Origin of the sequence: Streptomyces sp. LS1784 (assembly GCF_020103755.1) — a bacterium.
Classification (GTDB): Bacteria; Actinomycetota; Actinomycetes; order Streptomycetales; family Streptomycetaceae; genus Kitasatospora.
On sequence record NZ_JAHSQD010000280.1, the window covers coordinates 1 to 10,704 of the forward strand.

General features: G+C 71.8%; 12 protein-coding genes. 11 read left to right on the top strand and 1 reads right to left on the bottom strand.

The window, feature by feature from the left end; genetic code table 11:
- The coding region (locus KS423_RS26970) for a YihY/virulence factor BrkB family protein (protein WP_224282368.1) at nt 1-1,071 on the bottom strand (1,071 nt) is incomplete at its 3' end.
- Nucleotides 1,072-1,249: 178 nt separating this feature from the next.
- On the opposite strand from KS423_RS26970, the gene KS423_RS48590 reads away from it, so the two are divergent.
- The 11 genes from KS423_RS48590 to KS423_RS27020 form a co-directional block, all read left to right on the top strand.
- Complete coding sequence (locus KS423_RS48590) at nt 1,250-1,333, top strand: putative leader peptide (protein WP_310593185.1); 84 nt, start codon at nt 1,250-1,252, stop codon at nt 1,331-1,333.
- Between the two features lie 199 nt (nt 1,334-1,532).
- Nucleotides 1,533-3,257, top strand: a complete 1,725-nt coding sequence (locus KS423_RS26975) for a nitrite/sulfite reductase (protein ID WP_224282369.1) — start codon at nt 1,533-1,535, stop codon at nt 3,255-3,257.
- A 37-nt stretch (nt 3,258-3,294) separates the two neighbouring features.
- The gene (locus tag KS423_RS26980) at nt 3,295-3,477 is read left to right on the top strand and encodes a hypothetical protein (RefSeq protein ID WP_224282370.1); all 183 of its coding nucleotides are present in this window, start codon (nt 3,295-3,297) and stop codon (nt 3,475-3,477) included.
- The gene (locus KS423_RS26985) at nt 3,458-4,159 is read left to right on the top strand and encodes a phosphoadenylyl-sulfate reductase (protein ID WP_224282371.1); all 702 of its coding nucleotides are present in this window, start codon (nt 3,458-3,460) and stop codon (nt 4,157-4,159) included. The genes KS423_RS26980 and KS423_RS26985 overlap by 20 nt, the downstream gene beginning before the upstream one ends.
- Nucleotides 4,160-4,201: 42 nt before the next feature.
- On the top strand, nt 4,202-4,798 hold the full coding sequence (cysC, locus tag KS423_RS26990; protein ID WP_224282372.1) for an adenylyl-sulfate kinase: 597 nt from the start codon (nt 4,202-4,204) through the stop codon (nt 4,796-4,798).
- Nucleotides 4,795-5,733, top strand: coding sequence for a sulfate adenylyltransferase subunit CysD (cysD, locus tag KS423_RS26995; protein ID WP_224282373.1), 939 nt, complete (start codon nt 4,795-4,797; stop codon nt 5,731-5,733). Before cysC ends, cysD begins: the two co-directional genes overlap by 4 nt.
- Nucleotides 5,733-7,043 carry a sulfate adenylyltransferase subunit 1 gene (locus KS423_RS27000; RefSeq protein ID WP_224282374.1) on the top strand — a complete coding sequence of 437 codons (1,311 nt, stop codon included), beginning with the start codon at nt 5,733-5,735 and terminating at the stop codon, nt 7,041-7,043. The genes cysD and KS423_RS27000 overlap by 1 nt, the downstream gene beginning before the upstream one ends.
- Nucleotides 7,044-7,238: 195 nt before the next feature.
- Nucleotides 7,239-8,444, top strand: coding sequence for an aliphatic sulfonate ABC transporter substrate-binding protein (locus KS423_RS27005; protein ID WP_224282375.1), 1,206 nt, complete (start codon nt 7,239-7,241; stop codon nt 8,442-8,444).
- A gap of 175 nt (nt 8,445-8,619) precedes the next feature.
- Complete coding sequence (locus tag KS423_RS27010; RefSeq protein ID WP_224282378.1) at nt 8,620-9,423, top strand: ABC transporter ATP-binding protein; 804 nt, start codon at nt 8,620-8,622, stop codon at nt 9,421-9,423.
- Complete coding sequence (locus KS423_RS27015) at nt 9,410-10,333, top strand: ABC transporter permease (RefSeq protein ID WP_224282376.1); 924 nt, start codon at nt 9,410-9,412, stop codon at nt 10,331-10,333. Before KS423_RS27010 ends, KS423_RS27015 begins: the two co-directional genes overlap by 14 nt.
- A gap of 10 nt (nt 10,334-10,343) precedes the next feature.
- Nucleotides 10,344-10,704 (top strand): sirohydrochlorin chelatase (locus KS423_RS27020; protein WP_224282377.1); only part of this gene is annotated, 361 nt, incomplete at its 3' end.

Consider the following 10,704-nt stretch of genomic DNA (forward strand, 5'->3'; position numbering starts at 1 on the left):
CTCCTCCTCGACGCCCTCGGCGAGCCCGAGTTCGCGGGCGCGCCGGGCCCGTTCGACGGCCCGCCGGGCGGCGACCTCGCGGACCACGGCCGCGGCCGCCTCCTCGTGGGCGCGCTCGTTCTCCGCGCGCGCGTCGGCGGTCTCCAGCGTTGGCCAGCGGCGGTCTATCGCGGCGTTCATCGCGGCGCCGATGAGCACCGCGAGCGCCACCACGAAGATCCACAGCAGGACGGCCACCGGCGCCGCCAGCGAGCCGTACACCGAGGGGCCCTCGACCGAGCTGACCAGGTAGACCCGCAGGCCGACGCTGCAGAAGACCAGCACCACCAGGGCGACCAGGGCGCCGGGGATGTCCTCGCGCCACGGGGTCGAGACGGGGACGGCCAAGTGGTAGAGGGTGGTCAGCGAGACGGTCAGCAGCACGATCGCGACCGGCCAGTAGAGGGCGCCGACCAGCCCGGACACCGCCGGCACCGCGTTCTCCAGCAGCCCCGGCCCGACCATCAGCAGCGGCAGCACCAGCGAGCCGATCACCAGCGCGCCGAAGTAGAGGCTGAGCGACATCAGCCGGGTCTTGACGATGCCCCGCTTGCCGTCGAGCCCGTACATGACGGTGATGGTGTCGATGAAGATGTAGAGCGCCCGGGAGCCTGACCACAGAGACAGCAGGAAGCCGATCGAGACGAGGTCGGGCCGGGTACGGTCGAACACCCCGTCCAGCAGCGGGACCACGACCTCGTTGACGGAGGAGTCCGACAGCACCGTCCCGGAGGCCGAGAGGATGCTCTTCTTGAGCCCGGCGATGGTGCCCGCACCGACGAACTCGTCGAGGTAGCCGAGGGTGCCGGCCAGGCCGAGCAGCAGCGGTGGGATCGACAGCAGGGTGAAGAAGGCCGCCTCCGCGGCGAGCCCGGTGACCCGGTACTCGACGCAGGTGTTGGTGGTGTCCTTCACCAGCTCCCACGCCGTGTGGCGCCAGGTGGCCTGTTTGGCCGCGCGCCGGGAGCCCTTGCCCCGGCGCCGGGAGGGCCGCTCGGCGTTCGGTCTGCTCGTATCGCCTGCTGCTTGCACAGGGCCAACCGTATCGGGCCGGGGCCCGCGCGGTTGATCTCCCCCGGGTACGGGCGCGTGGCCGGACGCCCGGGCGGGGAGCGGCGGGAACATCCAGATGTCCCACATGACGAAACATCAGCGTCCAGTATCCGGATGTTAGTGGACCGCGAGTCCCGCGCCGTGCGAATCTCTTGCCATGCCCAGCGCCGGAACCACCCTGGTAGGTCGACTCCACGTCGATCTCCTTCGCGTGTCCAGCGCCATCTGTCCGGTGACCTGAGCCCGCACCTCCGCCGCACCACCGCACCCGGCGCCGCCCTTCCCGCCGTCCCCGCCGAAGCGGATGCGCAGGCGCCCGCCCGGCCCTGGTCACTGCCCTCAAGGCCTTGAGAAATCCGCAGGTCAGAGCAGCACCGTACGGCCGAGCACGCCCCGCGACCCATTCGGCGCCAGCGCCACCTGCCCAGAAGGACTTCAGCATGGCCACCTCTCCCGAGACCGTCGAGCCCACGGCCGACCGCGCCGCCGAGCGCCGCCCCGCGGCGGCCCGCAAGGTGACCCGCCACCGCGGCGAGGGGCAGTGGGGCATGGGCCACTACACCCCCCTGAACGCCAACGAGCAGTTCAAGAAGGACGACGACGGTCTCAATGTGCGGACACGTATTGAGACGATCTACGCGCACCGGGGCTTCGACTCGATCGACCCGGCCGACCTGCGCGGCCGGATGCGCTGGTGGGGGCTCTACACCCAGCGCAAGGAGGGCATCGACGGCGGCAAGACCGCGATCCTGGACCCGCACGAGCTGGACGCCGAGTTCTTCATGCTCCGCGTGCGCATCGACGGCGGCCGGCTGACCGTCCCCCAGCTGCGGGCGATCGCCGAGGTCTCCGAGCAGTACGCCCGCGGCACCGCCGACCTGACCGACCGCCAGAACATCCAGTACCACTGGATCCGGATCGAGGACGTCCCCGCGATCTGGCGGAAGCTGGAGGCCGTCGGCCTGTCCACCACCGAGGCCTGCGGCGACACCCCGCGCGTCATCCTCGGCTCCCCGGTGGCCGGCATCGCCGAGGACGAGATCATCGACGGCACCCCCGCCATCGAGGAGATCCAGCACCGCTTCATCGGCAACCCGGACTTCTCCAACCTGCCGCGCAAGTTCAAGAGCGCGGTCTCCGGCTCCCCGCTGCTGGACGTCGCACACGAGATCAACGACGTCTCCTTCGTCGGCGTGGTCCACCCCGAGCACGGCCCCGGCTTCGACCTGTGGGTCGGCGGCGGCCTGTCCACCAACCCCAAGCTGGGCGTGCGGCTGGGCGCGTGGGTCCCGCTGGACCAGGTGCCGGACGTCTTCGGCGGCGTCATCGGCATCTTCCGCGACTACGGCTACCGGCGCCTGCGCAACCGCGCCCGGCTGAAGTTCCTGGTCGCCGACTGGGGCGTGGAGAAGTTCCGCCGGGTGCTGGAGGAGGAGTACCTCACGTACCGGCTGGTCGACGGTCCCGCCCCGGCCGAGCCCGCCGCCCGCTGGCGCGACCACGTCGGCGTCCACCGCCAGAAGGACGGCCGGTTCTACATCGGCTTCGCGCCGCGCGTCGGCCGGGTCGACGGCAAGCTGCTCGGCCGCATCGCCGACCTCGCCGCCGCCCACGGCAGCGACCGGGTGCGCACCACCGCCGAGCAGAAGATGCTCATCCTCGACGTCGCCGAGGAGCACGTCGACTCCGTGGTGGCCGGCCTGGAGGAGCTCGACCTGCGGGTCACCCCGTCGCCGTTCCGCCGCGGCACCATGGCCTGCACCGGCATCGAGTACTGCAAGCTCGCCATCGTCGAGACCAAGGAGCGCGGCCGCACGCTCATCGACGAGCTGGAGCAGCGCCTGCCGGACTTCGCCGAGCCGCTGACCATCAACATCAACGGCTGCCCGAACGCCTGCGCCCGCATCCAGGTCGCCGACATCGGCCTCAAGGGCCAACTGGTCACCGACGAGCACGGCAACCAGGTCGAGGGCTACCAGGTGCACCTCGGCGGCGCGCTCGGCCTGGAGGCCGGCTTCGGCCGCAAGGTCCGCGGCCTCAAGGTCACCAGCGCGGGCCTGCCCGACTACGTCGAGCGCGTGCTGACCCGCTACCAGGCCGACCGCACCGAGGGCGAGCGCTTCGCCCAGTGGGCGGCCCAGGCGACCGAGGAGCAGCTCTCGTGAGTGGGCGTGGCGAGCGCCGAGCGCGGCGAGGTGGGCGATGAGTGAGCGTGCCGCCCCTTTCTTCTGCCCGTACTGCGGGGACGAGGACCTGCGCCCCTCGGAGGCCGGGCACGGCGCCTGGGAGTGCCACGGATGCCGCCGCGCCTTCGGGTTGAAGTTCCTCGGCCTACTGTCACCGACCGACCACGGGGGTACGTCACATGAGCAGCACCGCGACTGACTACGAGGCGACAGCCGTCCGGGCCGGCCGCGAGCTGGAGGAGGCGACCCCGCAGGAGGTCCTGAAGTGGGCCGCCGACACCTTCGGGAAGCGGTTCTGCGTCACCTCCTCGATGGAGGACGCGGTCGTCGCCCACCTCGCCTCCTCGGTGCTCCCCGGCGTGGACGTGGTGTTCCTGGACACCGGCTACCACTTCGCCGAGACCATCGGGACGCGGGACGCGGTGGCCGCGACCATGCCGGTCAACGTCATCACGCTCACCCCGCTGAAGACCGTGGCCGAGCAGGACGCCGAGCACGGGCCCGACCTGCACGACCGCGACCCGGACCTGTGCTGCTCGCTGCGCAAGGTCGAGCCGCTCAACCGCGGCCTGGCCGCCTACGACGCCTGGGCGACCGGGCTGCGCCGCGACGAGTCGCCGACCCGGGCGAACACCCCGGTGGTGTCCTGGGACGCGAAGCGCCGGAAGGTCAGGATCGCCCCGATCGCCCGGTGGACCCAGGAGGACGTGGACGCCTACGTCGCCGCCAACGGGGTGCTGCTCAACCCGCTGCTGTGGGAGGGCTACACCTCGATCGGCTGCTCCCCGCTGTCCTGCACCCGCAAGCCCGCCGAGGGCGAGGACGCCCGGGCCGGCCGCTGGTCCGGCTCCGGCAAGACCGAGTGCGGCATCCATCTCTGACCGTCCGTCGACGACCGTCGACTACTGCGTAAGGAAGACACCGTGACAGCTCACACCCCGGCCGCCGACGGAGCCGCAGAGGCGGCCCGCGCGGCCGCCCCCTGCGAGCGCGGCGCCACCGTGTGGCTGACCGGGCTCCCCAGCGCGGGCAAGACCACCCTCGCCTTCGCCCTCGCCGAACGGCTGCGCGCCGAGGGCCACAAGGTCGAGGTCCTCGACGGCGACGAGATCCGCGAGTTCCTCTCCAAGGGTCTCGGCTTCTCCCGCGAGGACCGCCACACCAACGTCACACGGATCGGCTTCGTCGCCGAGAAGCTCGCCGCCAACGGCGTGAAGGTGCTGGCCCCGGTGATCGCCCCGTTCGCCGACTCCCGCGCCGCCGTGCGCGAGCGCCACGGCGCCAACGGCACCGTGTTCCTGGAGGTGCACGTCGCGACCCCGGTCGAGCTGTGCGCGGAGCGCGACGTCAAGGGCCTGTACGCGAAGCAGGCCGCCGGCGAGATCTCCGGGCTGACCGGCGTCGACGACCCGTACGAGGTACCGGAGAACCCGGAGCTGCGCCTCCGGACGCAGGGCCGCGAGGTGGCCGAATCCGCCGCCGAACTGCACGCCTTCCTGAGCGATAGGGGCCTGGCATGACCACCGCGACCGACAGTCCCGTCCGCACCGACGACAACCCCTTCGCGCTGTCCCACCTGGACGCGCTGGAGGCCGAGTCGGTGCACATCTTCCGCGAGGTCGCGGGGGAGTTCGAGCGCCCGGTGATCCTCTTCTCCGGCGGCAAGGACTCCATCGTCATGCTGCACCTGGCCCTCAAGGCCTTCCACCCCGCGGCCATCCCCTTCTCCCTGCTGCACGTCGACACTGGGCACAACTTCCCCGAGGTCATCGCCTACCGCGACCGCGTGGTGGCGCAGCACAACCTGCGCCTGCACGTCGCCCACGTCCAGGACTTCATCGACCGCGGCGTGCTGCGCGAGCGCCCGGACGGCACCCGCAACCCGCTGCAGACCGTGCCGCTGCTGGACGCCATCGAGTCGAACCGTTTCGACGCGGTCTTCGGCGGCGGCCGCCGCGACGAGGAGAAGGCCCGCGCCAAGGAGCGCGTCTTCTCCCTGCGCGACGAGTTCGGCGCCTGGGACCCCCGCCGTCAGCGCCCCGAGCTGTGGTCCCTCTACAACGGCCGGCACGCGGTCGGCGAGCACGTGCGCGTCTTCCCGCTGTCCAACTGGACCGAACTCGACGTGTGGCAGTACATCGAGCGCGAGAACATCGAGCTGCCGGAGATCTACTACGCCCACGAGCGGGACGTCTTCGCCCGCGGCGGCATGTGGCTGACCGCCGGCGAGTGGGGCGGCCCGAAGGACCACGAACCGGTCGAGCGCCGGCTGATCCGCTACCGCACGGTGGGCGACATGTCCTGCACCGGCGCGGTCGACTCCGACGCCACCACCATCCAGGCCGTCATCGCCGAGATCGCCGCCAGCCGCCTCACCGAACGCGGCGCCACCCGCGCCGACGACAAGCTCTCCGAGGCCGCGATGGAAGACCGCAAGCGCGAGGGATACTTCTAATGACCACTGCAACCGCCACCTCGCTGCTGCGCTTCGCCACCGCCGGCTCCGTCGACGACGGCAAGTCCACGCTCGTCGGCCGCCTCCTGCACGACTCCAAGTCCGTCCTCGCCGACCAGTTGGAGGCCGTCGAGCACGCCTCCCGCAACCGCGGCCAGGAGGCGCCCGACCTCGCACTGCTCACCGACGGCCTGCGTGCCGAACGCGAGCAGGGCATCACCATCGACGTCGCCTACCGCTACTTCGCCACCCCCCGCAGGCGGTTCATCCTCGCCGACACCCCCGGCCACGTTCAGTACACCCGCAACATGGTCACCGGCGCCTCCACCGCCGAACTCGCCGTGGTGCTGGTCGACGCCCGCAACGGCGTGGTCGAGCAGACCCGCCGGCACGCCGCCGTCGCCGCGCTGCTGCGGGTGCCGCACGTCGTGCTGGCCGTCAACAAGATGGATCTGGTCGAGTACACGGAGCCGGTCTTCGCCGCCATCGCCGCCGAGTTCACCGCCTACGCGGCCTCACTGGGCGTCAAGGACGTCCTCGCCGTCCCGATCTCCGCACTGGCCGGGGACAACGTGGTCGAGCCGTCCGCCCACATGGACTGGTACGGCGGCCCGACCCTGCTGGAGCACCTGGAGACGGTGCCGGTCGGCAGCGACCCCAGCGCCGAGCCGGCCCGCTTCCCGGTCCAGTACGTGATCCGCCCCCAGACCGAGGAACACCCCGACTACCGCGGCTACGCCGGCCAGCTGGCCTCCGGCGTCCTGCGCGTCGGCGACGCCGTCACCGTCCTGCCCTCCGGGCACACCACCACGGTGGCCGGGATCGACGCGCTCGGCCGCGAGAGCGACATCGCCTGGGCCCCGCAGTCGGTGACCGTCCGCCTCGCCGACGACATCGACATCTCCCGCGGCGACCTCATCGCCGCCGGCCCCGCCCCCGTCCCCACCAAGGACATCGAGGCCACCGTCAGCCACCTCAACGAACGGCCCCTGCGCGCCGGCGACAAGGTCCTCCTCAAGCACACCACCCGCACCGTGCGCGCGCTGGTCAAGGAGATCTCCTACCGGATCGACATCGACACGCTCGAACAGCGTTCCGGCGCCGAGGGGCTGAACGTCAACGACATCGGCCACGTCGTCCTGCGCACCGCCGAACCGCTGGCGCTCGACAGCTACACCGACAACCGCCGCACCGGATCGTTCCTGCTGATCGACCCGGCCGACGGCACCACCCTCACCGCCGGGATGGCGGGCGAGGCCTTCGAAACCGTACGCACCACCGACGCACCCGACGAGGAGGACTGGGTCTGATGCCCCACGAGGCGTTCTCGGGCATGGACAAGGAAGGCGGCCGCATCGGCAGCGGCGTCCTCGGCAGCGGCCAGGGCGGCCTGACCCGATGTGCGGGCCGGCAGCGCTGAGTTGCGATCCCCGGCCGACCCGACGGGCGGCCGCCATGTCCCCGAGACCGACTCCTGACGGTCCGTCAACGAACTGGACTTCACCATGGCATCTCTCCCGGTACTTCCGCACGGCTCGTCCGCGCATAGGCCCGTCCGCCCCGACGCCGGACGGATCAGACGCTCCGCCGCTGCCGCCGCGGCCGGTCTGACCGCGGTGGCGCTGCTCTCCGCCTGCGGGTACGGCTCCAAGTCCGACGACAAGTCCTCCGACGCCAAGCCCAACGCCGCGGCCGCCGCCGGGGATTCCGGCGCGAAGCTGTCCGCGGACACGGTGAAGATCGGCTACTTCGCCAACCTGACCCACGGCACCCCGCTGGTCGGCCTCCAGGAAGGCATATTCCAGAAGGAGCTCGGCTCCACCCAGGTCAGGACCCAGGTCTTCAACGCGGGCCCCGCCGAGATCGAGGCGCTGAACGCCGGATCGATCGACATCGGCTGGATCGGCCCCTCCCCCGCGATCAACGGCTACACCAAGTCCGACGGCAAGTCCCTGAAGATCATCGGCGGTTCGGCCTCCGGCGGCGTCAAGCTGGTCGTCAACCCGGACAAGATCGCCTCCCTGGACGACCTCAGGGGCAAGAAGATCGCCACCCCGCAGCTCGGCAACACCCAGGACGTCGCCCTGCTCAACTACCTCGCGGGCAAGGGCTACAAGGTCGACGCGGCCTCCGGCGCCGGTGACGTCTCGGTGGTCCGCACCGACAACAAGGTCACCCCCGACGCCTACAAGTCCGGCTCCGTCGACGGCGCCTGGGTGCCCGAGCCCACCGCCTCCAAGCTGGTCACGCTCGGCGCGAAGGTCCTGCTCAACGAGAAGGACGTCTGGCCCGACAAGAAGTTCGTCATCACCAACATCATCGTCTCGCAGAAGTTCCTCAAGGAGCACCCGGACGTGGTGGAGGCCGTGCTGCGCGGCTCGGTGAAGACCAACGCCTTCATCAAGGCCGACCCCGACAGGGCCAAGGCCGACGCCAACGAGGCGATCAGGAAGGAGGCCGGCAACTCCCTGGAGCCCGCCGTCCTCGACCCGGCCTGGGCCGACATCGACTTCCTGGACGACCCGCTGGCGGACACCCTCCAGGCCGAGGCCGACCACGCCGTCACCGCCGGGCTCCTCAAGCTGCCTCGATCCAGTGCCGCCGGCGCGGGGGCCAACCTGAACGGCATCTACGACCTCACCCTGCTGAACAAGGTCCTCGCCGCCCAGGGCCGGCCCGCCGTCGCGGACGCCGGACTCGGCGCCAAGTAGCGCCCGCAGCACCGCTGTTCGGCCCGACTCCGCGGTCCGGCCCCCGCCCGTCCGGTCGATCCCCGATCGATGCCCACCGAGGCGGGCGGGGCCCGGGCCACGGCCCTGACCTCTCCCTCCTCGCCCACCAGCGGGCGAGGAGGGGCCCATGACCACTCACGCAGGAGGTGCCCGGATGACCCCGGCACTGACCACCTCGGCGGACGCCCCCGGCGCCGACGCCCGCGGCGGCGCGCCCGCCGTCCGGATCTCGCACGTGCACAAGTCCTTCGGTCGCCCCGGCGCCCGGACCCACGTCCTGGACGACATCACCCTCGATGTCGCCCCCGGCGAGTTCGTCACCCTGCTCGGTGCCTCGGGCTGCGGCAAGTCCACCCTGCTCAACCTGGTCGCCGGCCTCGACGAGCCCACCGCCGGCGGCATCGAGGTGCCCGGCGGCCGCCCCGCGCTGATGTTCCAGGAGCACGCCCTGTTCCCCTGGCTCACCGCCGGGAAGAACATCGAGCTCGCCCTCAAGCTGGCCGGCGTCCCGCGCCCCGAACGCCGCACCGAGGCCGAGCGCCTCCTCGAACTCGTCCGCCTGAACGGTGCGTACGGCAAGCGGGTGCACGAGCTGTCCGGCGGCATGCGCCAGCGCGTGGCGATGGCCCGCGCCCTCGCCCAGGGCAGCCAGGTGCTGCTGATGGACGAGCCGTTCGCCGCCCTCGACGCCATCACCCGGGACGTCCTGCACGACGAGATCACCCGGATCTGGGCCGAGCGGCAGCTGACCGTCCTCTTCGTCACCCACAACGTCCGCGAGGCCGTCCGCCTCGCCCAGCGGGTCGTCCTGCTCTCCTCCCGCCCCGGCCGGGTCGCCCGTGAGTGGCGGATCGACCTGCCGCAGCCGCGCCGCATCGAATCCTCCGGCGTCGCCGACCTGTCCATCGAGATCACCGAAGAACTGCGTGGGGAGATCCGTCGCCATGGCCAGCACTGACACCACCCCCGTCCTGGACAAGAACGTGGACAAGAACGACGCGCAGGGCACGAGCGACACCGCCGACGTGGGTGCGGGCCTGGACGCCCTGGACACCGTCGCCGCGCAGCGCGGATCGCTCGGCGAGGCACTGCGCAGCAAGGCACTGCCGCCGCTGATCGGCGTGCTCGTGGTGCTCGCGCTCTGGCAGGGCGCCTACAGCCTGCACGTCACCTCCTCGTACAAGCTGCCCAGCCCGGCGGACGTGTGGCGCTCCGCCGAGGACCTCTGGTACCAGGGCACGCTGTTCTCGATCATCTGGACCAGCGTCTGGCGCGGACTGTCCGGCTTCCTGCTCGCCGTGGTGATCGGCACCCCGATCGGGCTGGTGGTCGCCCGGATCAGGCCGGTGCGCACCGCGATCGGGCCGGTCCTGCAGGGCCTGCAGTCCCTGCCCTCGGTCGCCTGGGTGCCCGCCGCCGTCATCTGGCTCGGCATCAACGACTCGATGATGTACGCCGTCATCCTGCTCGGCGCCGTCCCCTCCATCGCCAACGGGCTGGTCGCCGGCATCGACCAGGTCCCACCGCTGTTCCTGCGGGCCGGACGCACCATCGGCGCCACCGGCCTCACCGGCGCCCGCCACGTCCTCATCCCCGCCGCCCTGCCCGGCTACCTCGCCGGCCTCAAGCAGGGCTGGGCCTTCTCCTGGCGCTCCCTGATGGCCGCCGAACTCGTCGCCTCCTCCCCCGACCTGGGCCGCGGCCTCGGCCGCTTCCTGGAGGACCAGCGCGAGTTCTCCGACATGTCCGGCGTGCTGCTCGGCATCGTCCTCATCCTCTTCGTCGGCATCGCCATCGAGCTGCTGGTGTTCACCCCGGTCGAGCGCCGGGTGCTGCGCAACCGCGGTCTGCTGGCCGCGGGCAAGTGAGGCACCGCTGATGCCCGCCCTCCTCCTGATCGCCCACGGCAGCCGCGACCCGCGCCACGCCGCGACGGTGGCCGCGCTCGTGGAGGAGGTGCGGGCACAGCGGCCGGGCATCGAGGTCGCCACCGCCTACCTGGACCACTGCGCGCCGCGGATCCCGCAGATGGTCGGACGGACGGCGGACGCGGTGGCCGTGCCGCTGCTGCTCAACCGGGCGTTCCACGCCAAGCACGACATCCCGGCCGCGCTGCGCGCCGCCGGGTCCCGGCTGCCGGTCGCGGACGTGCTCGGGCCCTCTCCCCTGCTGCTCGCCGCCCTGGACCGCCGCCTCGCCGAGGCCGGCCTCGCGGTCGGCTCGCCCGCCGTCCGGGCCC

Excerpts from the sequence above, each read along its gene's own strand:
- KS423_RS48590 (WP_310593185.1), top strand. The coding sequence starts at position 1,250 with ATGCCCAGCGCCGGAACCACCCTGGTAGGTCGACTCCACGTCGATCTC.
- KS423_RS26975 (WP_224282369.1), top strand. The coding sequence starts at position 1,533 with ATGGCCACCTCTCCCGAGACCGTCGAGCCCACGGCCGACCGCGCCGCC.
- KS423_RS26980 (WP_224282370.1), top strand. The coding sequence starts at position 3,295 with ATGAGTGAGCGTGCCGCCCCTTTCTTCTGCCCGTACTGCGGGGACGAG.
- KS423_RS26985 (WP_224282371.1), top strand. The coding sequence starts at position 3,458 with ATGAGCAGCACCGCGACTGACTACGAGGCGACAGCCGTCCGGGCCGGC.
- cysD (WP_224282373.1), top strand. The coding sequence starts at position 4,795 with ATGACCACCGCGACCGACAGTCCCGTCCGCACCGACGACAACCCCTTC.
- KS423_RS27000 (WP_224282374.1), top strand. The coding sequence starts at position 5,733 with ATGACCACTGCAACCGCCACCTCGCTGCTGCGCTTCGCCACCGCCGGC.
- KS423_RS27005 (WP_224282375.1), top strand. The coding sequence starts at position 7,239 with ATGGCATCTCTCCCGGTACTTCCGCACGGCTCGTCCGCGCATAGGCCC.
- KS423_RS27010 (WP_224282378.1), top strand. The coding sequence starts at position 8,620 with ATGACCCCGGCACTGACCACCTCGGCGGACGCCCCCGGCGCCGACGCC.
- KS423_RS27015 (WP_224282376.1), top strand. The coding sequence starts at position 9,410 with ATGGCCAGCACTGACACCACCCCCGTCCTGGACAAGAACGTGGACAAG.